We start from the raw sequence: 24526 nt of genomic DNA on the forward strand, positions 1-24526 counted from the left end.
TCACATGCGTAATCTGTTCGTCGCGGCCGTGTTGCTGAGCCTGGCTGGCTGCATGAATGTCAGCGACATGGCCGATGGCGTCACCTATCACCTGCGTGATGCGGGCGTGCTGGATCACAGCAAGGTACGACGCTCGGCGTCCTGGCGGCTGCAGGGCGATTCGTTCATCTATATCGCCCAGGGCCACTTCGTGCCAAGCGGCAAGCACGCCTATCCGAGGCCCAATGTGGTGGCCGAGGAAGCGTTCCGGGGCTTCGTCGAATACTTCCCCATGGTGCGTCGGGCCAAGGCGCCCATCGGCCTGGAAGAAGCACTCGGTGAGGCGCGTGCCGCTGGTGCCCATTACCTGCTCTACACTCGCTTCGCCTACGCCGACGACCGCATCGGCACCATGGCGGAGTGGGAGGATGAGGAGGCCTTCGACCGGCTCGGAACCGACCGCAGCGTGTTGCAACTGATGCTGATCGAAACCAACACCCGCTACTTGGTGGACTCGGCGCGGATTCGCAGCCGTGGCGGATTCCTGACGTTCTACGATGCCAGGCCCGAGGATCTGATCAGGGCGCCGCTCGAGGATTATGCGCGTACACTTCTGGGATTTAGCCGTTGAGGGCACTGCCACCTGGTGCTCCGCAGGGCTTGAGTGGGCGTGAGGAAAGGTAATGAGCGAAAGCGACAAGGCTGGTGATCTGCTGGCGCAGATTCCGCCAGCGGGCAGCAAGGGCATGCCGCCGGTGCATCTGTGGAATCCCGATTTCTGCGGCGATATCGATATGCGTATCGCCCGTGACGGCTCATGGTTCTACATGGGCACGCCTATCGGCCGACCGGCCATGGTGCGGTTGTTCTCGACGATCATTCGCCGCGATGGCGAGGACTACTTTCTGGTCACGCCCGTGGAGAAGGTTGGCATCAAGGTCGAGGACGCGCCTTTCGTGGCTGTATCTGTACAGGCGGCAGGGCAGGGCGAGGAACAGGTGCTGCGTTTCGTCACCAACGTCGGTGACGAGGTCGAGGCGGGTGACGAGCACCTCTTGCGCGTCGAGCTGGATGCGCAGACCCAGGAACCGTCGCCCTACATCCACGTTCGGGCCAACCTGGAAGCGCTGATTCATCGCAACGTCTTCTATCAACTGGTCGAACTGGCGCAAACCCGCGAGATCGATGGCCAGACCTGGCTCGGCGTATGGAGCAGCAGGGTTTTCTTTCCCATCGGGCCGCTCGAATAGCGTCCATGAAAAAGGCTCCCGAGGGAGCCTTTTCAGTACTTACGCGTTCAACACTTACATGTTGGGGTAGTTGGGGCCGCCAGTTCCCTCCGGCGCCACCCAGGTGATGTTCTGGGCTGGATCCTTGATGTCGCAGGTCTTGCAGTGCACGCAGTTCTGCGCGTTGATCTGGAAGCGCTTGCTGCCGTCGTCGTTGGCGACCACTTCATACACGCCGGCCGGGCAATAGCGCTGCGCCGGCTCATCGTACAGCGGCAGGTTCTTGTCGATCGGAATGCTCGGGTCGGCCAGCTTGAGGTGGCAGGGCTGCTCTTCCTCATGGTTGGTGTTGGAGAGAAACACCGAACTCAGTTTGTCGAAGCTGAGCTTGCCGTCCGGTTTCGGATAATCGATCTTCCTGCTCTCTGCCGCAGGCTTCAGGCAGGCATAGTCCGGTTTGTTGTCGTGCAGGGTGAAGGGCAGCTTGCCGCCAAACAGGTTCTGGTCGACCCAGTTGATGCCGCCACCGACCACGGCACCGTACTTGTGGATCGCCGCGCCGAAGTTGCGGCTGCGCAGCAGTTCGTCGTACAGCCAGCTGGCTTTGAAGGCCTCGACATAACTGCCCAGCTCATCACCACCCTCACGGCCAGCGGCCAGGGCTTCGGCGATGGCTTCAGCGGCCAGCATGCCGGACTTCATGGCAGTGTGGCTGCCTTTGATCTTGGCGAAGTTCAGGGTGCCGAGCTCACAGCCGATCAGCGCGCCACCGGGGAATACCATCTTCGGCAGTGAGTTGAGGCCGCCCTTGGTGATGGCGCGAGCGCCGTAGGCGACACGCTTGCCGCCTTCCAGGTGCTGCTTGAACACCGGGTGGTGCTTGAGACGCTGGAACTCGTCGAACGGAGACAGATGTGGGTTGGCGTAGGACAGATCGACGATCAGGCCGACCACTACCTGGTTGTTCTCCAGGTGATAGAGGAAGGAACCGCCGGTGTTTTCCGTGCCGAAGACGTCCAGCGGCCAGCCGGCGGTATGCACCACCAGGCCCTGTTGGTGCTTGCTTGGATCGATGTCCCAGATTTCCTTGATACCGATGCCATAGTGCTGGGCGTCGGCTTCGTCATCGAGCTGATACTTCTTGATCAGTTGCTTGCCGATATGGCCACGGCAACCCTCGGCGAACAGCGTGTACTTGGCACGCAGCTCCATGCCGGGGGTGAAGTAGCCTTCCTTGGGATTGCCTTCGCGGTCGACGCCCAGATCGCCGGTGACGATACCGCGCACCACGCCACTTTCATCGATCAGCGCTTCCTGGGCGGCGAAGCCCGGGTAGATTTCCACGCCGAGATTCTCGGCCTGCTGGGCCAGCCAGCGGCACAGATTGCCGAGGGAGATGATATAGTTGCCTTCATTGTGCATGGTCTTGGGCACGAAGAAGCCCGGAACCTTGACGGAGCTGTCGGCATCTCTAAGAACATAGATGTCGTCGCCTTTGACCGGCGTATTCAGCGGCGCACCCAGTTCCTTCCAGTCGGGGAACAGTTCGTCCAGGGCTCGCGGTTCGAAAACAGCGCCGGAAAGGATGTGGGCACCCACTTCGGAGCCTTTCTCGACCACGCAAACGCTGATTTCCTGGCCAGCCTCGGCGGCCTTCTGCTTCAGACGGCAAGCGGCGGACAGGCCGGCAGGGCCGGCGCCGACGATGACGACGTCGAACTCCATAAATTCGCGTTCCACGGGCTATCTCCTCATCAAGGCTCTCTAATTTTTCATGGCGGGCCGGCATCCTTCCCAAAGCACGCTGGCGCAGTATATAGCCAGCCTGGATTACGGCCAATACAAACGTTTGTTTGAATTTTCTGTAGGCCTGCTAGAATCCGACTACAACACGAATGGCTCGCAGCCAAAGCGTATTGACCGAGCCAGGTGGTACGGTCAAGATACGGGCGGTTTTGCGCTCGCCGCCTGGGCTATGGTGTTTGCGTTCTGCTTGTCTGCATCACCCGCATGCTCGCTTCTGGCGACATTCCTATTCACCGGAGAGTAACGAGGAATCCATGAAGGTTCTTGTAGCTGTCAAACGAGTGGTCGATTACAACGTCAAGGTTCGCGTCAAGCCGGACAACAGCGGCGTCGATCTTGCCAACGTCAAGATGTCGATGAACCCTTTCTGCGAGATCGCCGTTGAAGAAGCCGTGCGCCTGAAAGAGAAGGGCGTCGCCAGCGAAATCGTGGTCGTGTCGATCGGCCCGACCCAGGCGCAGGAGCAACTGCGTACCGCCCTGGCACTGGGCGCCGATCGCGCCGTTCTGGTCGAGTCGGCCGAAGAGCTGAACTCCCTGGCGGTCGCCAAGCTGCTCAAGGCAGTGGTCGACAAGGAGCAGCCGCAGCTTGTCATTCTGGGCAAGCAGGCCATCGACAGCGACAACAACCAGACCGGCCAGATGCTGGCTGCGCTGACTGGTTACGCCCAGGGCACCTTCGCCTCCAAGGTGGAAGTCAGCGGCGACAAGGTCAACGTCACCCGCGAGATCGACGGCGGTCTGCAAACCGTCGCGCTGAATCTGCCGGCCATCGTCACCACCGACCTGCGCCTGAACGAGCCGCGTTATGCCTCGCTGCCGAACATCATGAAGGCCAAGAAGAAGCCGCTGGAAACCCTGACCCCTGACGCGTTGGGCGTTTCCACTGCCTCCACCGTCAAGACCATCAAGGTCGAAGCTCCAGCTGCACGCGGTGCGGGTATCAAGGTCAAGTCGGTTGCCGAACTGGTCGAGAAACTGAAAACCGAAGCGAAGGTGATCTAAATGACTATCCTGGTTATCGCTGAACACACCAATTCCGCGCTGGCACCAGCCACCCTCAACACCGTCGCTGCCGCCCAAGCCATCGGTGGTGACATCCACGTGCTGGTCGCCGGCCAAGGAGTTGGCGCTGCCGCTGAAGCTGCCGCCAAGATCGCTGGCGTCACCAAGGTGCTGGTCGCCGACAATGCCGCTTTCGCCCACCAACTGCCGGAAAACGTCGCACCGCTGGTGGTCGAGCTGGGCAAGGCATACAGCCACATCCTGGCGGCCGCTACCAGCAACGGCAAGAACATCCTGCCGCGCGTCGCTGCGCAGCTGGATGTCGACCAGATCTCCGAGATCGTCTCCGTCGAGAGCCCGGACACCTTCAAGCGTCCGATCTATGCCGGTAACGCCATCGCTACCGTGCAGTCTTCCGCTGCAGTGAAAGTGATCACCGTGCGTGCCACCGGTTTCGACGCCGTGGCGGCCGAAGGCGGCTCGGCTGCCATCGAAAACGTTTCGGCGGGCGGCGATGCCGGCAAGTCGGCGTTCGTCGGTGAAGAGCTGGCCAAGTCCGATCGTCCGGAACTGACCGCTGCCAAGATCGTGGTTTCCGGTGGTCGCGGCATGCAGAACGGCGACAACTTCAAGCACCTGTACACCCTGGCCGACAAGCTCGGCGCAGCGGTCGGTGCCTCGCGTGCCGCGGTCGACGCCGGTTTCGTGCCGAACGACATGCAGGTCGGCCAGACCGGCAAGATCGTCGCGCCGCAGCTGTACATCGCGGTCGGCATCAGCGGTGCCATCCAGCACCTGGCTGGTATGAAGGACTCCAAGGTGATCGTCGCGATCAACAAGGATGAAGAAGCGCCGATCTTCCAGGTTGCCGACTATGGCCTGGTAGCCGATCTGTTCGAAGCTGTACCGGAGCTGGAAAAGCTGGTCTGATCCAGCGTCTGCAGCCACGAAAACCCGCTCGCTTGAGCGGGTTTTTTATGGCCTGCCATCCCTGGCGGCCACCCTTTGGGTCGTCGCAGGCGACGTTAAAAATGGCTCCCGGCCATTTTTTATTGCCTGCGAGCCGTCGCGAGCGCCGCCAAAAATTGCCCTCGGTCAGACCTGATCGTTCTCTGGATCGGCACCAAGGTGCAGGAGCAGGCTGCGCATGGGAGTGGACAACGCCTGCCATTGACTGAAGCACAGACAGAGCTGGCGGCGTGCCCAACCATCGCTCAGGGCCACTATCCGGTAGCCGTGGCGCCGTCGGTAGCGGTTGGCGATGCCCTGGGGGACGATGCCCAGGCCGACGCCATGGGCCACCATCTGGCACAAGCCTTCGAAGGTTTTCATACGGATGCGCAGTGTCAGCCCGCGACCCGCCGAGCGAGCGTGATCGATGATGTGATCCTGCAGCGCATTGCCCGCAGCGAGTCCGACAAAGGGCTCGTCGAGCACGTCGGCCAGACGCAGCGCGCCATGACCGGCCAGGCGGTGCCCGGCCGGCACGATCAGTACCAGATGATCCTTGGCCACGGGCTGCATGTTCAGGCCATGCGCCTCTATTGCGTCGGACACGATGCCTGCCTCGGCAAGGCCGTTGCAGATGAGTCTGACGATGTCGGTGCTGGTGCGCTCCTTGAGTTCGAGGTGCAGGCCCTTGCGCTGGGCCAGCCATGGGGCCAGCCGGGGCGGCAGAAAATCGGTCAGTGCAGCGGTGTTGGCATACAGGTGGAGCGTGCCGCGTGCTCCGCTGGCGAAATCGCGTAATTCACCCTGGAGCAGCGACTGCTGGTTGAGGATCAGGCGCGCATGGTGAGCCAGGGCCTCGCCGGCTTCGGTCGGTGTTACGCCCCGCGGCAGACGCAGCAGCAATGGCACACCTGCATCGCGCTCCAGATTGCGCAGGCGCTCGCTTGCCGAGGCTAGCGCCAGGTTGGCCAGGGCTGCGCCCCGGGTGATGCTGCCGGCTTCTACTACGCAGATGAACAGACGCAGGTCTGCCAGATCCGGGCGCATGTCAGCACTCCATAGCCTTCGGTAAAACCGAAGGATACGATGAAACATCCAGATTGTGGCAAGGCAGGTTCACGGGCCAAATGGCTGCATGACTGAATCCTTATCCCTGTTGTTGCCGCTGATACTGATCTTCCTCGTGGCCGGAATGGTCAAGGGCGTGACCGGCATGGGTCTGCCCACCGTCGCCATGGGCCTGCTGGTGACGCTCATGTCGCCGGTAGCGGCAGCGGCCCTGCTAGTGATTCCATCGCTGGTCACCAATGTCTGGCAGTGCCTGGCGGGGCCGGCGACGGCGAGTTTGTTCCGCCGCTTGTGGCCGATGGCGCTGGGTATCCTGGTGGGCACCTTGAGCAGCACGGCATTGCTGGTGCGGGTCGATCCGTCCTGGTCTGCGTTCGGGCTGGGGTGCGCGCTGCTGGCCTACGCCAGCTATGCCCTGGTGTCTCCGGTCGTGTCGGTGCCTGCGCGATGGGAAGCGAGGCTGTCGCCCCTGGTGGGCATCGTCACCGGGCTGATCACGGGGGCCACCGGTGTGTTCGTGATGCCGGCGGTTCCCTATCTGCAGGCCTTGCGCCTGGGCAAGGACGAGTTGGTGCAGGCGCTCGGCCTGTCTTTCACGGTTTCCACCCTGGCGTTGGCTGGCGGCTTGCTACTGCAGGGAGCCTTTCGCGTGGATCAACTGGGGCTGTCTTCGCTGGCCGTGGTGCCGGCATTGCTGGGTATGTGGTTGGGGCAGGCGATTCGTACCCGACTCAGCACCAGGCATTTCCGTCTGTTCTTTCTATGGTTTCTGATGGTGCTGGGGCTCGAACTTATCTCGAGACCTTTCTTTTGAAGCCCGGGGCGAATCGATCCTCTATCGTCGCCAGAGGTGTAGCCGAAACAGGAGCTGGCATGATGCGTACCGTTCGCCCAATTCCCGTGCTGGAGTACCTGCGCCGCCAGCTCGATGGCTCGCTCGAGGTGGAGCACACCACCCACATGCGCTATCCCACGGCGATCTCGCAGCTGCTTGGGTTTCGCATCATGGCGATCGACGAAGCCATGGCGGTGGTGGAGGTGGAAGCCGATGCGCTACGCCATGGCAATCAGCAAGGTACCGTGCATGGTGGGCTGCTCTGTGAGCTGGCGGATGCTGCCATCGGTACGGCTCACTCCACGCTGATGGTGGAGGGCGAGAGTTTCACCAGTATCGACCTGAAGGCCACCTTTCTTCGTCCGGTCTGGCAGGCACGCCTGCAAGCCCATGCCTGGGCTGAACACCGAGGCCGGATGATCAGCCATTACCGCTGCGAGGTGCGGACAGAGGACGGCAAGGTGGTTGCGAACATTGCCAGTGCGGTGATGACCCTGCGTGGCGACAGTGCGCACGGGCGATGAGCGACGCACCGTTTGGTAACGCACAGCTCGGCTTGCCGGAGGGTGATTCCTTCGAGGTGCTGGGTGTGGTCAGGCTGCGGGCGTTACAGGCTACTGAGCGTTGCCCGACGTTGGTAACCCCTGGGCATCGATGAACTGCCGGTAGTGCCCGGCGGTTTCCTCCGGACATTCGAACATCGGCGTGTGGCCACAGCCTTTCATGATCACCACGCTGACATCGGCCAGCAGCGGTTTCATCACCTCGACGCTGGATACGTCCAGGATGCGATCCTGATCCCCCCAGAGCAGCAGCGTCGGTGCGTTGATTCGTGGTAATTCGGGTTCCAGGGGCAGATAGCGTTGTTGCAGATGGTCGAAAATCTGCCGCTGATGCGCGCCGTCGTCGACGGCGCGTTGCGCCAGGTACTGGTGGAGGCGCTCTGGAAGTTGTGGCGGCGCAACGAACAGCCAGTCGAGTAACTGATCGAACTGTGGCGGGCTTTCCACCAGCAGGGGATTGTCGCCTTGCTCTTCCATACGCTGAAAGAAAGCGCTGCGTTGCGGTGCCGTGATGCCGGCATTGGCCATCAGGGCGAGGCTGACGACCTGCTGCGGGTAGCGAGCCGCGTAGAGCGCTGCGATATGCCCGCCCATGGAGTGGCCGACCAGGTGCAGCCGCCTTATCGATAGCGCATCGATGAACGCTGCCAGGCGCTCGCTCTGGGTACCGACATCGTAACTGCCGTGGGGCCTGTCGCTGGCGCCGAAACCGGGCAGATCCACGGCAATGACGTGGTAGCGCTCGGTAAGCTCCCGGGCGAACCACAGCCAGGTGCTTTTATCGGCACCGAAACCGTGAACCAGCAGCACGGTCTCGGCGTTTTGCGGGCCGCCCTCGTAATAGCTGATATCCAGGTCGTTCACGTTGGCGCGGCGTTCATGCAGCCCGGCGCGCCATTGCTCAACGTGCTGGTAACCCGCCAATTGTGCCGCTGGCGACAGATAAAGAATCGACGCCGCGGCGATGGCCAGCAGGACTAATACGGCGAGAATCATTTTCTTCATGCTGCGTCTTGTCGCTGATTATCCAGATCGTATGAGCTAGCATGTCATGAATCTTCCTCCGATGGAGGGCTGGCCGGTATTTGAATCGAGAGAGTGTCAATGCTTGAGCGAGGTTTAGTCAGGTCAGGTCTGTGGTTGCTTGCTGGATTGATGTTGGCGAGTGGTACGCAGGCCGCCGGCAAGTGCGAGCGGCTGATCGCGACCGGGAATCCCGAGTACCCGCCGTACCTGTGGCGTGACCCGCAAAACCCGGGGCAGCTGATAGGTGCTACCGTCGACCTGCTCAAGGCGGTTTCCGAGGAGCTCGGTGTCGGTATCGAAGTCGTCTACGCCGGGCCATGGTCGCGGGCTCAGGAAGACGTGCGTACCGGGCGTATCGACATGCTGGCCGGTGCCTTTCTGACAGTGCCGCGCCTGGAGAGCATGGACTTTATTCACCCGGCCTATCTATCGACGCCAAGCGTGGTCTGGGTGCGAAAGGGCAGTGATTTTCCGTATGCCGGTTGGGCGGATCTGCAGGGGCGCACTGGCGATACCCTGGTCAACAACAGCTTCGGGCAGACGTTCGATGCCTATGCCAAGACCAACCTCACCCTCGAAGGCGTTTCCAGCTTGACCCAGGCTTTCCAGAAGCTGCTTCTGGGCCGTACCGATTACGTGCTCTATGAGCGCTACCCGGGGCAGGCGCTGGCCTCGACCCTGGGTTTGCAGGACGATCTGCAGGTGCTCGACCCGCCGATTTCCAGTGAAGGGCTGCACTTGGCGTTGTCGCACAACTCGGCCTGCAACGATGCCTGGCTGCGCGGACAGCTGGCCAAGAAAATGACAGAATTCACCGCCACCGGCGTGCCGCAAACCCTTCTGCAACGCAACTTGCAGCGCTGGAATGAACAACAGCCGCAACCGGCCGCCAGTGAGTAGGACATATCTGTGATCTATCGATATACCGGCGCCGCTCTGGCGCTGCTGTTGCTTCAGGGCTGTGCCAGCGATCCGGCTCCTTCCGAACAGATGCGCCTGACCGAACAGATGGTCGAGCAGGCTCGCACCGTCGCAATGGACGAAACTGTCGCCGAACTGAGCCAAGCCGAAGACAAGCTCGCCCAGGCGCGCACGGCCATGGACGAGGAGTCGTATCGTGCCGCGCGTATTCAGGCCGAGCAGGCCGAGCTGGATGCGCGTCTGGCCGAGGCCCGCGTGCTGACTCTGCGTAGTCAGGCGCAATTGGTGGAATTGAATCGTCATATCGAACGACTGCGCGATCAGCTTGGAGCAATGCCATGAGCCCCCTGCGTGTAGGCGCCGTGGCGCTGATGGGTGTCTGCCTGACGGCTTGTGCCGGGCTCAACGATGAGCACAATGCCGCGCTGGAGGCTGCCCGTGCCAGCTACCAGTCGGTCAAGGAAGATCCCCAGGTGCTGCGAAGTGCGCCCAAGGACGTAATCCGTGCCGGCGAGTCTCTGGGGCGTGCCGAACGGTTGTCAGGCTACTGGGGCAGCGCCGACGATGTGGCCCATTACGCCTACCTGAGTCAACGCTACAGCGAGATCGCCCGTGAGCACGCTCAGCTCGCGCTGGATCAGGAACGTGCGGCCAGATTGGAACTCGAGCGTCAGCGCCTGCAATTGGCGTTGCGTGAAGCCAAGCTGATCAGTGTGCAGGAACAGAACGCCTGGCTCGAGGAGCGGATCGTCAGCCTGGCGACCGCGCAGACGGATCGCGGATTGGTGATGACCCTGGGTGATGTGCTGTTCGATGCCGGTGAAGTACGGCTCAAGACCAGCGCCAACCGCACCGTGTTGAAGCTGGTGCAGTTTCTGCAACTGAACCCGCGTCGCATCGTGCGTATCGAGGGTTACAGCGACAGCAGCGGCGGGCGCGAGGAAAATCTGCAACTGTCCAGGGCCCGCGCCCAGACCGTAGCCGATGCGCTGACCGACCTGGGTATCGATGCCAAGCGCATCGAGGTACAGGGCTTTGGCGAAAGCTTCCCCGTGGCGGAAAACGCCTCGGCCAAGGGGCGGGCACAGAACCGCCGGGTCGAGATCGTGTTTTCCGATGAGCAGGGGCGCCTGGGCGCCACTCGCTAAGCCTGTCGACCAGGAACCCCCCGCTACTGCATTGCAGGGCGGGGGTTTTATGGTCTGCCATCCCTGGCGGCCGCCCTTCTAACCGTCGCAAGCGACGTCAAGAATCTCTCCCGGAAATTTTTTCTTGCCTGACGAACGGCTGTATCGTCGAGATATTTCAGGGCTGTACCGGTACAGAAACATTTAGTTGGGCTACTGTTATGGTTCAGTACCGGGATGAGGCGGCCATGACCAATCTGTTGCTCTATCAGCGCATCGCTCAGCAGTTGGCGGACGATATCCGCCGTGGCGTTTATCAGCCGGGCGAGCGGGTGCCTTCGGTGCGCAAAATGAGTGCCCAGCTCAGCGTTAGCCATGCCACGGTGCTGCAAGCCTACGCCAACCTGGAGGATCTCGGCCTGATCCGTGCGCGACCGCAGTCCGGCTTCTACGTCCATCAGACGCCCGCGCTGACCGCCGATACCCCGGATATCGCCCGAGTCGAACGACCCGGCCTGGTGACGCGCAGCAGCATCATCAACCAGGTGCTCGGCGAAGCGCGTCGCGAGGGCGTATTTCCGCTCGGCGCGGCAGTGCCTCATGTCGACTACCTCCCGGTTCGAGCGCTGCACCAGCAGTTGGCCAAGGTTACCCGCTTCCAGAGCCCGCGGGCCTTCAGCTACATGTTCAGCCCGGGTTTCGAGCCGCTGCGCCGGCAGGTGGCGATCCGTATGCGCGACGCTGGCGTGCTGGTCGACCCTTCGGAGGTGGTGATCACTCACGGCTGTGTGGACGCGCTGCAGATGTGTCTGCGCGTGCTGACGCGTCCGGGCGACCTGATCGCCACCGAGTCGCCGACCTATTACGGCTTGCTGCAACTGGCTGATCTGCTTGGCCTCAAGGTCATCGAGATCCCCAGTGATCCCACCACTGGCATCAGTGTCGAAGCCCTGCAACTGGCTGCCAGCCAGTGGCCCATCAAGGCACTGGTGTTGACCGCGCGTTTGAGCAATCCACTGGGCGGTACCATTCCCGAGGCTCGGCAGAAACAGCTGCTGCGCCTGGCCAGCGACTTCGACATCCAGATCGTCGAGGACGATATCTATGGCGAGCTGATGTTCGAGCAGGGGCGTACCAAGGCACTCAAGGCTGGGGATCTGGAAGGACGCGTGGTGTACTGCTCGAGCTTTTCCAAGACCCTGTCGCCTGGCGTGCGGATCGGCTGGATCATCGCCGGAAAGTATCAAGACGAAGTCCAGCGCCTGCAGATGTTCACCACCCACTCGGCGTGCAGCGTCACCCAGATGGCCGTGGCGGCGTATCTGGAGAATGGTGGTTATGACCGCCATCTGCGGCATATCCGCCAGGAGTACCGCAAGAACCTCAGCGCCTTTCAGTTGGCAGTGCAGCAGTATTTTCCCGAAGGCACGCAGATCACCCGGCCCAATGGAGGCTTCATTCTCTGGGTCAGCCTGCCGGCGCGGGTCAATACCAAGGATCTGCACGTCAGCGCCTTGCAGCAGGGCATCAGCATTGCGCCGGGGCTGATCTTCAGTAACACCGAGCAGTTCAACCACTGTGTGCGCCTCAACTGCGGCATTCCGTGGAACCGCGAAGCGGAGCGCGCGCTGATGACCCTGGGCATGCTGGCCAGCCAGCTCTGTCAGGAGGCGGCAACCAGCGGGTTCTAGGGCTCTGCAGCGAGCCTGCCGTGCGATGATATAGCCGTCGTCCGGCTCCGCCAGGAGGCAGACGACAGCCACCTCTTTATCGAGCGTCGCGATCCGGCGATTGCGTCTGCCGAGATCGCGAGCGATACCCTGCGCATGTCCGATGAAACAGTTTCATGCGCCGCTATTCGCCCGGGTAGAAGGCAGCAGGATCGTCAGGATTCCCAGTAACGGCAGGAACGAACACAGGAAAAATACGTATTCGATGCCGTGGATATCCGCCAGATAGCCCAGGAATGCGCCGCCAATACCGCCGAATCCGAACATCAGGCCGAAGAACAGGCCCGCGATCATGCCGACGTTGCCGGGCATCAGCTCCTGGGCGAAGACCACGATGGCCGAAAAGGCCGAGGCGAGAATGAAGCCGATGATCATGCTCAGTACGCCGGTCCAGAACAGGTCGACGTAGGGCAGCGCCAGGGTGAAGGGAGCCGCGCCGAGAATGGAAAACCAGATCACTTTCTTGCGCCCGACCTTATCGCCAATCGGCCCGCCGAAGAAAGTACCCGCAGCGACCGAGCCGAGAAACAGGAACAGGTACATCTGAGAATTGGCGATGGAGACGCCGAACTTCTCGATCAGGTAGAAGGTGAAGAAGCTGGTGAAGCCGGCCATGTAGAAGTACTTGGAAAAGACCAGCAGCGCCAACACCACCAAGGCTGCAGTTACCCGCCGTTTCGACAGCCCATGAGTGGCCTGGCCACCCTGTTTGAGCCTGAACAGGTTGAGGTGATTGCGGTACCAGCGGCTCAGGCCATAGAGCACCAGTATCGCGAATACCGCGAACAGGCCGAACCAGGCCACATGGCCCTGGCCGTATGGAATGACGATGGCCGCTGCCAGTAACGGGCCGAAGGCGCTCCCCGTGTTGCCACCAACCTGAAAGGTCGACTGCGCCAGGCCGAAGCGGCCGCCCGAGGCAAGCCGTGCAATCCGCGAGGCCTCCGGATGGAAGGTCGAGGAACCAATGCCGACCAGAGCCGAGGCCAGCAGAATTGCCGGAAAGCTGCCGACGAAGGCGAGCAGCAGAATGCCCACCAGGGTGCACAGCGAACCGGCAGGCAGCAGCCAGGGTTTGGGATGGCGATCGGTGTGATAACCAACCCAGGGCTGCAATAGCGAAGCGGTGAGCTGGAACACCAGGGTAATCAGCCCGACCTGGGTGAAGGTCAGCCCGTAATTGGCCTTGAGTATCGGGTAGATCGAAGGCAGTACTGCCTGAATCAGGTCATTGATCAGGTGCGCCAGGGCGCAGGCGCCGATCACGCGCATGACCAGAGGACTGGCCTGGTCAGCGACTGACCTGGCCGCAGTTGCAGAGGACGTGGAGCTGGTGGACATACGAGACGCTTCCAGGCAAAGCAGCGTGCTCGGCAGGCAGTCTGCCCGACGGAAATGGCTGCTGGATTTCAGGGTTCGGCGCTATCCTAGGCGCGATGAAAATGCCTGTCTCGCGAGAATAGGGACATGACTCTCTCAAAAAGGGCGAAATGATCAAGTCATTGAATGAACTCGTTACCGAGATCGATGCCGTGAATTGGCGGGTCAGGTGCAGCGCTACCGATTACCCGAGCGATTGGCATATCGCGCCTCATAGCCATAACAAGCATCAGCTGATTTACGCCATTCAGGGTGTCATGGTCGTGCGCTCGGCATTGGGCCAGTGGATCGTGCCACCGAGCCGGGGTCTCTGGATGCCAAGTGGGGAAATTCACGAGGTTCGCTGCGTAGGCCCGGTGAAGATGCGCAGCGTTTTCGTGCGACCCGATGAACTGACGGATTTGCCAAGCGAAACCAGGGCCGTGAGCATTTCTCCTCTTCTGAGTGAACTGATCAAGACCTCTGTCTACATAACGGAGCCGTACTTGCAGAACTCGCGCGAGGCGAGAGTGATGGGCCTGATTCTGGATGAACTTGCAGTCTTGCCGACGCTGCCGCTGCATCTCCCGCAACCAACGGATCCACGCATCACGGTTATCTGTTCGACCCTGCAGGCGGATCCCGGAGACGGCTCCACGCTGTCCGACTGGAGCGCTCGGCTTAACCTGGATGAAAAAACCATTCAGCGGCTGTTTCAAAAAGCCACGACGATGACCTTTGGCCAGTGGCGTCAGCAGGCCCGCCTGCTTCTCGCTCTGGAGCGAATTGCCGGGGGCGAGAAGATCATCAATATCGCTGGCGAACTCGGCTACGAAAGCCCAAGCGCGTTCACCAGCATGTTCAAGAAGCAATTCGGCACGACACCCAGCAACTTTTTCCGATAAGGGCGCTTCTTTCGAGCGTCGCTCATCTGGCCGGCGATCTTTCGTGCAGACCCCGGTTAACCCGAAACGCGGCGTGTCTGCGTCTACTGGATCGAAGCGGTATTTCGATCCAGGAGAAGCACCATGAAGATGATTTCCCAACCGTTGTTGTGCGGTCTTACCGGCGGTGTCGTGCTGTTGCTCGGCGCCTGCAGTGGCAACCAGAATGATCCGGCCGAATCGCCGCGTAGCGCAAAGCATGCGCCGGTTGCCGCCGAAGCCGCATCGATCCAGGCGCCGATCCGCCCCGTTCCGATGATGACGCGCATGGCCATGCCGATAGCTGGAGACCATCGGTATGCGCCAGTTGCACAGGCCAGCCGCGAGCAGTACCAACGTCTTGCCGCCAATCCCGTGCAGTCGGTTGCCGAAGCTCCGGTATCGACGTTCAGCATCGACGTGGATACCGGCAGTTACGCCAACGTACGGCGTTTCCTGAATCAGGGTCGTCTGCCGCCGGCCGAGGCGGTGCGGCTGGAGGAACTGGTCAACTACTTTCCCTACGCCTATCCCATGCCCAGCGGCAGCGTGCCATTTGGCGTCGGTACCGAACTGGCGGTGACCCCCTGGAACGCGGAAAGCCGACTGTTGCGCATCGCCATCAAGGCATCCGACATGCAGGTTGCCCAGTTGCCAGCCGCCAATCTGGTGTTTCTGGTCGACGTGTCCGGCTCGATGGATCGGCCGGAAGGCCTGCCGCTGGTGCAAAGCACGCTGAAACTGCTGGTCGACCAGTTACGTCCCCAGGATCGCGTCTCGCTGGTGGTCTATGCCGGTGATTCCAGTGTCGTACTGGAGCCGACGGCAGGATCGCAGAAGGCGCGTATCCGTGCGGCTATCGAGCAATTGCAGGCCGGCGGTTCTACGGCGGGTGAGTCGGGCATTCAGCTCGCCTACCAACAGGCGCAGAAAGGGTTCATCAGCAACGGCATCAACCGCATCCTGCTGGCCACCGATGGTGACTTCAATGTCGGTGTCAGCGATTTCGAGAGCCTCAAGGCGCTCGCCGCAGACAAGCGCAAAACCGGTATTTCGCTGACCACCCTGGGCTTCGGCACGGGCAATTACAACGAGCAACTGATGGAGCAGTTGGCCGATGCCGGCGATGGCAACTACGCCTACATCGACAACCTGCGTGAGGCGCGCAAGGTGCTGGTCGAGCAACTCAGCTCGACGCTGGCCACGGTGGCGCGGGATGTGAAGATTCAGGTCGAATTCAATCCTGCCCAGGTCAGTGAGTACCGCTTGCTCGGCTACGAGAATCGCGCCCTGCAGCGCGAGGATTTCAGTAACGACAAGGTCGACGCTGGCGACATCGGCGCCGGGCACAGCGTGACCGCGCTCTACGAGATAGTGCCGGTAGGCAATCGCGGCTGGCTGGAGCCATTGCGTTATGGCAAGGCGCAAGCGGATGCACCCGGGCAAGGTGAGCTGGCCTGGCTGCGTATCCGTTACAAGGCGCCCGAACAGAACGACAGCCGTTTGCTGGAGACCGCGATCCAGACGTCGACCTCCATCGCGCCGATCGCCAAGGCCAGTGAAGACTTGCGCTTCGCTGCCTCTGTAGCTGCTTTCGCCCAGCAACTGAGTGGTAGCCGCTACACCGGTGATTTCGATTGGGCCGCTACGGTGGCGCTGGCACGAGGCAGTCGGGGCGATGACCCGTTCGGCCTGCGCAGCGAGTTCGTGCAACTGGTGGAACTGGCGCAAAGCCTGCAAACTGGCGACTCCCGTGCCACCGGAGTCGAGTGAGTGTGACTGCCAATCCCCCAACTACCGCCGGGCCCAGCGATGCCGAGTTGCTGCGTCGCTATCGGGCTGGCGACGCCGTTGCCTTCACGCAGCTCTACGAGCGGCATCGGCTCGGCCTGTTTCGTTTTCTGCTTGGTTTGTGCAGCGACCACGCCTTGGCCGAAGAGGTGTTCCAGGATACCTGGATGAGCCTGATCCGCAGCGAGTCGCTGCAACGCGAGGCGGTGCTGTTCAAAACCTGGCTGTATCAGATCGCCCGCAATCGCCTGATCGACCACTGGCGCAAGCATGGCAAGCGTCAGCAGCACGAGGACGTGTTCGACGAGCAGTTGCATGATCGGCCCAGCGCTGAGCCCGATCCTGAGCGCCAGCTCAGTCTGAGCCAGGATCAGACGCGGATCCAGGCGGCGCTCGATAACCTGCCGGCGGAGCAGCGGGAGGTCTTTCTGTTGCGTGCCCATGCTGATCTGGAGCTGCACGAGATTGCCGAGCTGACTCACACGCCGGCAGAAACGGTAAAAAGCCGCCTGCGCTACGCGATGCAGAAATTGCGTCGATTGCTTAGCGTGGCCGAAGAGGTATCACCATGAACGATCATCCGCACGATCTCGAGCGAGACGACGAGTATCTGCTGCGGCACGTGCGTGAGCACAAGCGCGAGCAACCATCGGCGGCGCTGGATGCCCGTATTCTGGCGGCTGCAACTGAGGCTGCGGCGGCGCGTAGACCCCAGACGGAGAGTGCCTGGCAGCGGCTGCAGAACTGGCTGGCTGGCGCTTCCGGGCGTGGGCGCTGGTCGGCAGCCTTCGGGTGCCTTGCCGTGCTTGGGCTGGGGCTTGGCCTGAGCCTGAAAACCCTGGAGCAGGTGCCACCAAGTTATGACGCGCCACCCGCGGCCATGACGCGCCAGGCGCCGGCACCGATGGCGTTGCAGTCCCCCCAGGAGGCTATGCCGAGCTCTGCGATGGCCGAAGCGCCGAAGATCGTCGCGCGCATGGCCGCCAAGACGGCGCCGCTGCACAATGAGGTTGTGGAGGCCCTGCGCGAAATCGCCGATCTACGTGCGCGAGGTGAGGGCGAAGAGGCTGAACAGCGGATTGAGCGTTTGCAGACGCAATATCCGGATCTGGATATCGAGTCCGAGTTGCGGCGTTTGCCCGAGCCCTGAGCCGATGCTGGTGATCGACAGGCGGTGCTGCCATTCGGGCAGCCCGGCTGGCGTTATTTTTCAGCCGTTTTAGAATGCGCCTTTAGAGGTGCCCTTTAGCCGCAATTGCGTGAGCTGCCCCGATCATGATGCGTTACCTACTGCCAATACTCTTCGCGTTTCTGTTGAGCGCCTGTGGCTCCGATGAGCAGGGCGGGGATGTGCCGCGCAAGAACAGTGAGCCGGCAGTGGTAACCCGTGAGCCCGCCAACCCGGTCGAGCCGCCTGCCAAGGCGCCCACGCCTGTCGAGGAGAGCGCACCGAAATCGCAGCCGCCGGTACCGCGAAAGGCAGCACCTGATAAGGCGGTAGAGCGTGCCAAGGCGGAGAAGAAACCGCAGAAGGTGGTACAGGCGCCGCCCAAGACCAAGCTGGATCTGAGCCTGCCGCCGGAGCTGGCCGCTAAGCTCGAGGCTGAAGACCAGGCGGCCAAAGATGGCCTGGCACCAATCCTGCCGTCGTTCTTCGAGGAGAAGAAACCCTCGCTCAACCCTTTCCAGCTCAGCGGCAAGCTGATCACTGGGGAGACCGGCGATGACTATTGGGATTCGATCGAAGGCGCCGAGCTGCAATTCGAATTCCGACGTTAAGGGTGAATACCGCTCCTGGTTGAGGCTCGAGCCGCCGTCCTGACGTTTTGATCTCCACTTTCCATGAATCCATGGCCTTCCAGGATGTTCAGGCAATCCGCAGCGGATAGCTCAGCATGGTGAAGTGCAGCAGATTGACCAGGCCGTGCAGAGCAATGGCGACACTCAGTCGCCCGGTTAGGTGGAAGGCCAGGCCGTAGCCGATCCCGGCGACGGTCGCCACTACCGCGAACCATGGGCTGAACGGAATGTGTGCGGCACCGAACAGCAGGGCGCCGCAGAGAATCCCCGGCAAGGTGCCGAGCCACTCGACCAGACGCGGTTGCAGCAGGCCACGGAACAGCAATTCCTCTGCCAGCACGGCTACGCCCAGATTGATGACCAGCCAGGGCCAGAGCATCTCTGGCCACTTCGATTGCCAGGCCACGACTCCCAGTAGCAGTGCCAGGCCGGGCACCGCGATCAGTGTCAGGACGAATACCGGTACGGCCAGTATCGGCTTGTTTGTCGGTCTTGGGGATTGCCCAAGCCACCAGGCGAGCAGGGCGCAGCCCACCAGTAGCTTGTCCCACGACAGCCGCAGAAGGTAGGGCGGCGCGTCGGCGCTGATCCGCTCGGGCGCCGCAAGTACCCAGGGCTCGAAGCCGGGCAGCCGATGCGCCGCCAGCAGCAGGCTGGCGACTATGACCAGGCCGTACCAAAGCCATGCGGGCAACCGTATCGGAGCGAGCACTAGAGCGATGAACAGGCAGGCGACGAGCAACCCCATAGGCTCAATGAAACCCAGGGCCACGCCAGCGGCGAGGGGGAAGAGAGGCAGCAGCAGTCGGGGAGGTAAGGGCATTGCGCCTCCTGAGCAGGGCACCTCTAAAAACTACCTACGTTGTCATCGCTGCGTTAAAAACAGGCTCGTGTGCGAGTCCAATCAAAATGCTCATTTACAACTCGTAAACTGCGCTTTCTCGCCTGTTTTTGCCTTGCGCTGACTGCCTCGCCGACGTTTTTAGACGTGCCCAACAGAGGTGCAGTTTACAGCGCTTGGGAGCGATCAGCGATCTTGAGCGTCCTTGGCATCCTGCTCGATATTGCGCTCGTGGATGCGTTTCAACTGTTCTTCGCTCAGCGGCAGTTTCTTCGCCGTATCACGCAGCATGAACAGACCGCCGACGATGGAGCCGATCGCCACAATCAGGATCAACCAGGCATACCAGGGCATGTGCGACTCCTTCTATGGATAGGTGAGACTTCACGCGATCAGTATCGATCGTCTCTGAACGGAAGACCGTTTGTCGGTTGCCTTGGTTCAGGTTAAAGCAGGGCCTGCCACTTCCTAGCGGCGTACCTGCTTGAGGGTTTCGGCAATCATGAAGGCCAGCTCCAGAGACTGATCGGCGTTCATCCGCGGGTCGCAGTGGGTGTGGTAGCGATCCGAGAGGCCGTCTTCGGTGATCGGTTTGGCGCCGCCGATGCATTCGGTGACGTCCTGACCGGTCATTTCGATATGGATACCGCCCGCGTAGCTGCCCTCGGCATGATGCACGGCGAAGAACTGCCGGACTTCGGCAAGAATCTGCGCGAAATCGCGGGTCTTGTAACCGCTCGACGCCTTGATGGTGTTGCCGTGCATGGGGTCGCTGCTCCACAGCACATTGCGCCCTTCGCGCTGTACGGTGCGGATCAGTCGCGGCAGGCCGGCTTCGACCTTGTCGGCCCCCATGCGCACGATCAGATTGAGGCGGCCCGGATCGTTGTCCGGGTTGAGGATGTCGATCAGGCGGATCAGATCCTCGTCGGTCATGCTCGGGCCGACCTTCACGCCGATGGGGTTGCCTACCCCGCGCAGGAACTCGACATGGGCGCCGTCCACCTGGCGGGTGCGGTCACCGATCCACAGCATGTGTGCCGAGCAGTCGTAGAAACCACCGGTGAGGCTGTCACGCCGCACGAAGGCTTCTTCATAGTTGAGCAACAAGGCTTCGTGGGCGGTGAAGAAGCTGGTCTCGCGAACCTGAGCGGCGCCGTCCATGCCGCAGGCACGCATGAATGCCAGGGTTTCGTCGATGCGGTCGGCCAACTGGTGGTACTTCTGCGCCAGTGCCGAATTGGCGATGAAGTCCAGGTTCCACTGATGCACCTGATGCAGATCGGCGAAACCACCCTGGGCGAAGGCACGCAGCAGATTCAGCGAGGCGGTCGACTGGTGATAGGCCTGCAGCAGACGTTGCGGGTCGGGCGTACGACTGGCCGGATCGAAGCCGATGCCGTTGACGATATCGCCGCGGTAGGCGGGCAGGGTGATGCCGTCGATGGTCTCGTCATTGGCAGAACGTGGTTTGGCGAACTGCCCGGCCATGCGCCCGACCTTCACCACCGGGCAGCCGGCCGCGAAGGTCATGACGATGGCCATTTGCAGCAGCACCTTGAAGGTATCGCGGATCTTCGCGGCGCTGAACTCGACGAAGCTTTCCGCACAGTCGCCGCCCTGCAGCAGGAACGCTCGGCCCTGGGTGACCTCGGCGAACTGCTTGCGCAGCTCCCGCGCTTCACCGGCGAACACCAGCGGCGGAAAACCGGCCAGGGTCTGCTCGACCTGGCTCAGCCGCGCGGAATCCGGGTAGAGAGGTTGTTGCTGGATCGGCTTGCTTCTCCAGCTATCGGGGCTCCAGGGCTGACTCATGGCGACATCTCTTATTGATGATCGGCCATGGTAACCGATCACCGTGCGCACCAAGGCATACCTGTTGCGGTATTGCCGGGCATTTAGCGCGTGACCTGAGTGCGTTGCATCATCGACAATCGGCACCAGCCCGGCCTGAGCCGGGGACGCGATGGTGGAGAATCTGCGCATGCCTGGCTTGCCTCCGGTGGAGGAAATGAAGGACGAAGTGGTACTGGCCGAGGTGCACGATGCCTTCGGCGTGATCCGCGTGGTGGAAATCGGCGAATACCGTTTTCTCGAGTTTGGTGAGTCGATCGAGCAGAGCTGCGTGTTCACCGAGGATCCGAGCTGGCTGGAATACGACTACACCCGCGCCATGTTCGCTGGCGCGCTGTGTCACGAAGCGCCGGAGACGGCGCTGTTCCTTGGCCTCGGCGCCGGCAACCTGACCCAGGCCTGCCTGAAATTCCTGCCGCTCGAGGATGTCGAGACCATCGAGCTGCGCCCCGACGTACCGCGTCTGGCCATGGAATACCTGGGGCTGGAAGACGACCCGCGACTGACCGTGCGCATCGGCGACGCCATGGAGCTGCTGCCCAGCGCAGAAACCGCGGATCTGATCTTCGTCGACCTCTATACCGATACCGGCCCTGGCGTCGGCCATCTGGCCTGGCGCTTTCTCGATGATTGCCGCGCCAAGCTCAATCCGGGCGGCTGGCTGATCATCAACCAGTGGGCCGGTGACGATGGCAAGCCCCTGGGCGCGGCGCTGTTGCGCGGGCTCTATCACCGTCATTACTGGGAGTGCCCGGTGGTGGAGGGCAACGTGGTGGTGCTGGTGCCCGCCGAGCTGGATCAGCAGTTCGACCGCGAGGCGGTGAGCCGCCGCGCCGCAGCCTTGCAGGCGCGGCTCGGTTATTCGCTGCAGCCGTTGATCGATGCCGTACGCATGGCCAGCTGAGGCAGGAATTAACCGGCATCTGCAATGTCTTTCCTAGGGGCTACGGTGGAGCATCGACAGCCCCGAGACCATTCAGACGGAGCAATGCCATGAGCGAGCAAGATCTTCCCGCGGTGTATCGAGCTTATATCGACTGCCTGAATCGTCAGGATTGGCCGAACCTGGGAGATTTCGTTCACGACGATGCGATCCATAATGGCCGGCGCCTGGGTCTGTCCGGTTACCGCGAGATGCTCGAGCGGGACTTTCACGAAATTCCCGATCTGCGCTTCAACATCCTCTTGCTGACCTGCGAAGAGTCGATGATCGCCAGCCGCCTGGATTTTCACTGCTCGCCGAAAGGCCGGTTTCTCGACCTGCCGGTGAATGGCCGCAAGGTTTCCTTCAGCGAGAACGTGTTCTACGCGTTCCGCGCCGGCAAGATCGCTGAAGTCTGGTCGGTGGTCGACAAGGCGGCGATCGAGGCGCAACTGACGAGCAGAGCCTGACCGATCGATCAGGCAGCCGGCAGAACCGCGGCACAACGCCGCGGGTGGGCTGTCATATGGCAGTTCGATGGTTTTTTTGTTTGAAAAACCGTACATGCACCTGGATATTCCGGTATAGTGCGCGCCGGCCAATTCATGGCCACGTTCAAGTAGTGCAACTCGCCCGGAAGCTATTTTCGGCAGCCAGTCCGCCAAGCGGGCTATCTTGACGATTCATTTTTCACCACGTTTTCGCAAATCCCCGCCGACCAGGCTGCCAGGGTGACCCACAAGGTCCTACATGGCATGCGCAGCTTTGGAACATGGGTCTTTGCGGATGCACTAGAGGCAGACCCATGACCCAGGAAATCGGCGGCTTCGCCGCACTCGGACTTCACCCCAATATTCTCGCTGCGCTGATCGCCGTCGGCTACGAAGAGCCTTCGCCCATCCAGTCCCAGGCCATTCCAGTGATTCTCGCTGGCCAGGACATGATCGGCCAGGCCCAGACCGGTACCGGCAAGACTGCAGCGTTCGCCCTGCCGATCCTGTCGAAGATCGATCCGGCCAAGCGTGAGCCTCAGGCGCTGATTCTCGCGCCGACCCGCGAGCTGGCCCTGCAGGTGGCCACCGCCTTCGAAACCTATTCCAAGCAGATGCCCGGTCTCAATGTGGTCGCGGTCTACGGCGGTGCGCCGATGGGCCCGCAGCTGAAAGCCATTCGCCAGGGCGCACAGGTTATCGTCGCCACCCCAGGCCGTCTGGTTGACCACCTGCGTCGCGACGAGAAAGTACTGTCGACCATCCAGTACCTGGTACTCGACGAAGCCGACGAAATGCTCAAGCTGGGCTTCATGGATGACCTCGAAGTGATCTTCGAAGCCATGCCGGCCAGCCGCCAGAGCGTGCTGTTCTCCGCGACTCTGCCGCACTCGATTCGCGCCATCGCCGAAAAGCACCTGCGTGATCCGCAGCACGTCAAGATCGCGGCCAAGACCCAGACTGTCTCGCGTATCGAACAGGCGCATCTGATGATCCATGCCGATCAGAAGACCAACGCCGTACTGCGTTTGCTGGAAGTCGAAGAGTTCGACGCACTGATCGCCTTCGTACGTACCAAGCAAGCGACCCTGGATCTGGCCGCTGCGCTGGAAGCCAAGGGCTACAAGGCTGCTGCGCTGAACGGTGACATCGCCCAGAACCAGCGCGAGCGCGTGATCGAGTCGCTCAAGGATGGCCGTCTGGACATCGTTGTCGCCACCGACGTCGCTGCTCGTGGTATCGACGTACCGCGCATCACCCACGTATTCAACGTCGACATGCCGTACGACCCGGAGTCTTACGTGCACCGTATCGGCCGTACCGGCCGTGCCGGTCGCGAAGGTCGTGCGCTGCTGCTGGTAACGCCTCGTGAGCGTCGTATGCTGCAGGTGATCGAGCGCGTTACCGGGCAGAAGGTCGGTGAGGTCAAGCTGCCCAACGCCCAGCAGGTGCTGGATGCGCGCATCAAGAAGCTGACCAACAGCCTGGCGCCACTGGTTGCCGATGCCGAAGCCAGCCACGGTGAGCTGCTCGACCGCCTGACCGCCGATATCGGCTGCACCCCGCGTGCCCTGGCTGCTGCGCTGCTGAAAAAGGCTACCAATGGTCAGCCTCTGGATCTGGCCAGTGTCGAGCGTGAGCAGCCACTGGTGCCGGGCGCTGGTGGCGCTCCGCGTGAGCGCCGTGATGGCGAGCGCAGCGGTGAGCGTTCCTCCGAGCGTGGCGAGCTGCGCGAGCGTCGTGCGCCGATGCCGTTGGGCGAAGGCCGCGCACGTTGCCGTACCGCGCTGGGCGCGCGTGATGGCATCGCTGCCAAGAACCTGCTGGGTGCCATCCTCAACGAAGGTGGTCTGGCTCGTGAGGCCATCGGCCGCATCCAGATCCGCGAGAGCTTCAGCCTGGTGGAACTGCCGGAAGAAGGCCTCGAGCGCCTGCTGAGCAAGCTCAAGGACACTCGTGTTGCCGGCAAGCCGCTGAAGCTGCGCCGTTATCGCGAAGACTGATCCGCGATGTTGTAACACTCGGGGGAGCCATTGGCTCCCCCGAGTCGTTCTGGGGCCTTGAGCAATTGCTTGCTGTGCCTCAGGAAGCGGTAACAGATTCTATTTAGGTACCACCACTGGTGCCACACGGTCATCTTGCTTTCAAGGTGATAAAGCGTGTCCTCTGAGCTTGCATGCTCACCTCCAGTCATTGACGTGGGTAATGCCAGATGTGGTCGGCTCATCGTGGAGCGAAGTGCGGCAGCCTCAACTGGCATCTGAGCAAGGCGTGTGGCTGATCCGAGCGAGCTAGCGCTCATCTTC

Annotated in this window: 25 protein-coding genes; 18 read left to right on the forward strand and 7 right to left on the reverse strand. The window is 61.7% G+C overall.

Annotated elements, in window-relative coordinates; genetic code table 11:
• Positions 1–4 precede the first annotated feature (4 nt).
• Positions 5–610: a DUF4823 domain-containing protein gene (locus DNK10_RS19585; protein ID WP_131192716.1), complete on the forward strand. Its 606-nt coding sequence runs from the start codon at positions 5–7 to the stop codon at positions 608–610.
• Between the two features lie 52 nt (positions 611–662).
• A complete protein-coding gene (locus tag DNK10_RS19590) occupies positions 663–1229 on the forward strand; it encodes a DUF1285 domain-containing protein (protein ID WP_131192717.1) in 567 nt (188 codons plus the stop codon).
• A 54-nt stretch (positions 1230–1283) separates the two neighbouring features.
• Here DNK10_RS19590 and DNK10_RS19595 read toward each other — a convergent pair whose 3' ends face one another.
• Entirely contained in the window at positions 1284–2948 is a 1665-nt protein-coding gene (locus DNK10_RS19595; protein WP_131192718.1) for an electron transfer flavoprotein-ubiquinone oxidoreductase, read from the reverse strand.
• A 320-nt stretch (positions 2949–3268) separates the two neighbouring features.
• On the opposite strand from DNK10_RS19595, the gene DNK10_RS19600 reads away from it, so the two are divergent.
• Positions 3269–4018 (forward strand): electron transfer flavoprotein subunit beta/FixA family protein, encoded by a 750-nt coding sequence (locus tag DNK10_RS19600; RefSeq protein WP_131192719.1) that lies wholly within the window; start codon positions 3269–3271, stop codon positions 4016–4018.
• Positions 4019–4948 (forward strand): electron transfer flavoprotein subunit alpha/FixB family protein, encoded by a 930-nt coding sequence (locus DNK10_RS19605; RefSeq protein WP_131192720.1) that lies wholly within the window; start codon positions 4019–4021, stop codon positions 4946–4948.
• A 165-nt stretch (positions 4949–5113) separates the two neighbouring features.
• Here DNK10_RS19605 and DNK10_RS19610 read toward each other — a convergent pair whose 3' ends face one another.
• The gene (locus DNK10_RS19610) at positions 5114–6016 is read right to left on the reverse strand and encodes a LysR family transcriptional regulator (protein ID WP_131192721.1); all 903 of its coding nucleotides are present in this window, start codon (positions 6014–6016) and stop codon (positions 5114–5116) included.
• Between the two features lie 88 nt (positions 6017–6104).
• On the opposite strand from DNK10_RS19610, the gene DNK10_RS19615 reads away from it, so the two are divergent.
• Positions 6105–6851 (forward strand): sulfite exporter TauE/SafE family protein, encoded by a 747-nt coding sequence (locus DNK10_RS19615; RefSeq protein ID WP_131192722.1) that lies wholly within the window; start codon positions 6105–6107, stop codon positions 6849–6851.
• A gap of 59 nt (positions 6852–6910) precedes the next feature.
• On the forward strand, positions 6911–7396 hold the full coding sequence (locus DNK10_RS19620; protein ID WP_131192723.1) for a PaaI family thioesterase: 486 nt from the start codon (positions 6911–6913) through the stop codon (positions 7394–7396).
• Between the two features lie 90 nt (positions 7397–7486).
• On the opposite strand, the gene DNK10_RS19625 is transcribed toward DNK10_RS19620, so the two are convergent.
• Positions 7487–8440, reverse strand: a complete 954-nt coding sequence (locus tag DNK10_RS19625) for an alpha/beta fold hydrolase (protein ID WP_131192724.1) — start codon at positions 8438–8440, stop codon at positions 7487–7489.
• Positions 8441–8539: 99 nt separating this feature from the next.
• Here DNK10_RS19625 and DNK10_RS19630 point away from each other — a divergent pair, with 99 nt between their 5' ends.
• The 4 genes from DNK10_RS19630 to DNK10_RS19645 all read left to right on the forward strand — a co-directional run bounded on the left by DNK10_RS19630 (position 8540) and on the right by DNK10_RS19645 (position 12200).
• A complete protein-coding gene (locus tag DNK10_RS19630; RefSeq protein ID WP_131180409.1) occupies positions 8540–9361 on the forward strand; it encodes a substrate-binding periplasmic protein in 822 nt (273 codons plus the stop codon).
• A gap of 90 nt (positions 9362–9451) precedes the next feature.
• Positions 9452–9724 (forward strand): DUF4398 domain-containing protein, encoded by a 273-nt coding sequence (locus DNK10_RS19635; RefSeq protein WP_165496017.1) that lies wholly within the window; start codon positions 9452–9454, stop codon positions 9722–9724.
• Entirely contained in the window at positions 9721–10530 is an 810-nt protein-coding gene (locus DNK10_RS19640) for an OmpA family protein (RefSeq protein ID WP_131192726.1), read from the forward strand. The genes DNK10_RS19635 and DNK10_RS19640 overlap by 4 nt, the downstream gene beginning before the upstream one ends.
• Before the next feature lie 227 nt (positions 10531–10757).
• Positions 10758–12200 carry an aminotransferase-like domain-containing protein gene (locus DNK10_RS19645; protein ID WP_131180406.1) on the forward strand — a complete coding sequence of 481 codons (1443 nt, stop codon included), beginning with the start codon at positions 10758–10760 and terminating at the stop codon, positions 12198–12200.
• Between the two features lie 153 nt (positions 12201–12353).
• Here DNK10_RS19645 and DNK10_RS19650 read toward each other — a convergent pair whose 3' ends face one another.
• A complete protein-coding gene (locus tag DNK10_RS19650) occupies positions 12354–13580 on the reverse strand; it encodes an MFS transporter (protein ID WP_131192727.1) in 1227 nt (408 codons plus the stop codon).
• Between the two features lie 149 nt (positions 13581–13729).
• On the opposite strand from DNK10_RS19650, the gene DNK10_RS19655 reads away from it, so the two are divergent.
• The 5 genes from DNK10_RS19655 (at position 13730) to DNK10_RS19675 (ending at position 18091) form a co-directional block, all read left to right on the forward strand.
• Entirely contained in the window at positions 13730–14503 is a 774-nt protein-coding gene (locus DNK10_RS19655; RefSeq protein ID WP_131180404.1) for an AraC family transcriptional regulator, read from the forward strand.
• 123 nt (positions 14504–14626) lie between these two features.
• Positions 14627–16294, forward strand: coding sequence for a vWA domain-containing protein (locus tag DNK10_RS19660; protein ID WP_131192728.1), 1668 nt, complete (start codon positions 14627–14629; stop codon positions 16292–16294).
• 2 nt (positions 16295–16296) lie between these two features.
• Entirely contained in the window at positions 16297–16884 is a 588-nt protein-coding gene (locus tag DNK10_RS19665) for an RNA polymerase sigma factor (RefSeq protein ID WP_131192729.1), read from the forward strand.
• Positions 16881–17462: a hypothetical protein gene (locus DNK10_RS19670; protein ID WP_131192730.1), complete on the forward strand. Its 582-nt coding sequence runs from the start codon at positions 16881–16883 to the stop codon at positions 17460–17462. Before DNK10_RS19665 ends, DNK10_RS19670 begins: the two co-directional genes overlap by 4 nt.
• Before the next feature lie 125 nt (positions 17463–17587).
• The gene (locus tag DNK10_RS19675) at positions 17588–18091 is read left to right on the forward strand and encodes a putative periplasmic lipoprotein (protein WP_244216289.1); all 504 of its coding nucleotides are present in this window, start codon (positions 17588–17590) and stop codon (positions 18089–18091) included.
• A gap of 88 nt (positions 18092–18179) precedes the next feature.
• Here the strand turns inward: DNK10_RS19675 and DNK10_RS19680 are convergent, their stop codons facing one another.
• The 3 genes from DNK10_RS19680 to DNK10_RS19690 all read right to left on the reverse strand — a co-directional run bounded on the left by DNK10_RS19680 (position 18180) and on the right by DNK10_RS19690 (position 20768).
• A complete protein-coding gene (locus DNK10_RS19680; protein ID WP_131192731.1) occupies positions 18180–18935 on the reverse strand; it encodes a CPBP family intramembrane glutamic endopeptidase in 756 nt (251 codons plus the stop codon).
• Positions 18936–19139: 204 nt separating this feature from the next.
• A complete protein-coding gene (locus DNK10_RS19685) occupies positions 19140–19307 on the reverse strand; it encodes a DUF2897 family protein (protein ID WP_131180399.1) in 168 nt (55 codons plus the stop codon).
• Between the two features lie 114 nt (positions 19308–19421).
• The gene (locus tag DNK10_RS19690) at positions 19422–20768 is read right to left on the reverse strand and encodes a class II 3-deoxy-7-phosphoheptulonate synthase (protein WP_131192732.1); all 1347 of its coding nucleotides are present in this window, start codon (positions 20766–20768) and stop codon (positions 19422–19424) included.
• A gap of 169 nt (positions 20769–20937) precedes the next feature.
• Between DNK10_RS19690 and DNK10_RS19695 the strand changes: the two genes are divergently transcribed.
• The 3 genes from DNK10_RS19695 to DNK10_RS19705 all read left to right on the forward strand — a co-directional run bounded on the left by DNK10_RS19695 (position 20938) and on the right by DNK10_RS19705 (position 24223).
• Complete coding sequence (locus DNK10_RS19695; protein WP_131180397.1) at positions 20938–21711, forward strand: spermidine synthase; 774 nt, start codon at positions 20938–20940, stop codon at positions 21709–21711.
• An 89-nt stretch (positions 21712–21800) separates the two neighbouring features.
• The gene (locus tag DNK10_RS19700; RefSeq protein ID WP_131192733.1) at positions 21801–22199 is read left to right on the forward strand and encodes an ester cyclase; all 399 of its coding nucleotides are present in this window, start codon (positions 21801–21803) and stop codon (positions 22197–22199) included.
• A gap of 335 nt (positions 22200–22534) precedes the next feature.
• Entirely contained in the window at positions 22535–24223 is a 1689-nt protein-coding gene (locus DNK10_RS19705) for a DEAD/DEAH box helicase (RefSeq protein WP_131180395.1), read from the forward strand.
• Positions 24224–24526: the final 303 nt, after the last annotated feature.

The sequence above is a fragment of the Phytopseudomonas daroniae genome, assembly GCF_004327275.1.
GTDB lineage: Bacteria > Pseudomonadota > Gammaproteobacteria > Pseudomonadales > Pseudomonadaceae > Aquipseudomonas > Aquipseudomonas daroniae.

Bases quoted from the DNA above. Each gene is read 5' to 3' on its own strand.
- DNK10_RS19585 (WP_131192716.1), top strand. From the start codon at position 5: ATGCGTAATCTGTTCGTCGCGGCCGTGTTGCTGAGCCTGGCTGGCTGC.
- DNK10_RS19590 (WP_131192717.1), top strand. From the start codon at position 663: ATGAGCGAAAGCGACAAGGCTGGTGATCTGCTGGCGCAGATTCCGCCA.
- DNK10_RS19600 (WP_131192719.1), top strand. From the start codon at position 3,269: ATGAAGGTTCTTGTAGCTGTCAAACGAGTGGTCGATTACAACGTCAAG.
- DNK10_RS19605 (WP_131192720.1), top strand. From the start codon at position 4,019: ATGACTATCCTGGTTATCGCTGAACACACCAATTCCGCGCTGGCACCA.
- DNK10_RS19610 (WP_131192721.1), bottom strand. From the start codon at position 6,016: ATGCGCCCGGATCTGGCAGACCTGCGTCTGTTCATCTGCGTAGTAGAA.
- DNK10_RS19615 (WP_131192722.1), top strand. From the start codon at position 6,105: ATGACTGAATCCTTATCCCTGTTGTTGCCGCTGATACTGATCTTCCTC.
- DNK10_RS19620 (WP_131192723.1), top strand. From the start codon at position 6,911: ATGATGCGTACCGTTCGCCCAATTCCCGTGCTGGAGTACCTGCGCCGC.
- DNK10_RS19625 (WP_131192724.1), bottom strand. From the start codon at position 8,440: ATGAAGAAAATGATTCTCGCCGTATTAGTCCTGCTGGCCATCGCCGCG.
- DNK10_RS19630 (WP_131180409.1), top strand. From the start codon at position 8,540: ATGCTTGAGCGAGGTTTAGTCAGGTCAGGTCTGTGGTTGCTTGCTGGA.
- DNK10_RS19635 (WP_165496017.1), top strand. From the start codon at position 9,452: ATGCGCCTGACCGAACAGATGGTCGAGCAGGCTCGCACCGTCGCAATG.
- DNK10_RS19640 (WP_131192726.1), top strand. From the start codon at position 9,721: ATGAGCCCCCTGCGTGTAGGCGCCGTGGCGCTGATGGGTGTCTGCCTG.
- DNK10_RS19645 (WP_131180406.1), top strand. From the start codon at position 10,758: ATGACCAATCTGTTGCTCTATCAGCGCATCGCTCAGCAGTTGGCGGAC.
- DNK10_RS19650 (WP_131192727.1), bottom strand. From the start codon at position 13,580: ATGTCCACCAGCTCCACGTCCTCTGCAACTGCGGCCAGGTCAGTCGCT.
- DNK10_RS19655 (WP_131180404.1), top strand. From the start codon at position 13,730: ATGATCAAGTCATTGAATGAACTCGTTACCGAGATCGATGCCGTGAAT.
- DNK10_RS19660 (WP_131192728.1), top strand. From the start codon at position 14,627: ATGAAGATGATTTCCCAACCGTTGTTGTGCGGTCTTACCGGCGGTGTC.
- DNK10_RS19670 (WP_131192730.1), top strand. From the start codon at position 16,881: ATGAACGATCATCCGCACGATCTCGAGCGAGACGACGAGTATCTGCTG.
- DNK10_RS19675 (WP_244216289.1), top strand. From the start codon at position 17,588: ATGATGCGTTACCTACTGCCAATACTCTTCGCGTTTCTGTTGAGCGCC.
- DNK10_RS19680 (WP_131192731.1), bottom strand. From the start codon at position 18,935: ATGCCCTTACCTCCCCGACTGCTGCTGCCTCTCTTCCCCCTCGCCGCT.
- DNK10_RS19685 (WP_131180399.1), bottom strand. From the start codon at position 19,307: ATGCCCTGGTATGCCTGGTTGATCCTGATTGTGGCGATCGGCTCCATC.
- DNK10_RS19690 (WP_131192732.1), bottom strand. From the start codon at position 20,768: ATGAGTCAGCCCTGGAGCCCCGATAGCTGGAGAAGCAAGCCGATCCAG.
- DNK10_RS19695 (WP_131180397.1), top strand. From the start codon at position 20,938: ATGCCTGGCTTGCCTCCGGTGGAGGAAATGAAGGACGAAGTGGTACTG.
- DNK10_RS19700 (WP_131192733.1), top strand. From the start codon at position 21,801: ATGAGCGAGCAAGATCTTCCCGCGGTGTATCGAGCTTATATCGACTGC.
- DNK10_RS19705 (WP_131180395.1), top strand. From the start codon at position 22,535: ATGACCCAGGAAATCGGCGGCTTCGCCGCACTCGGACTTCACCCCAAT.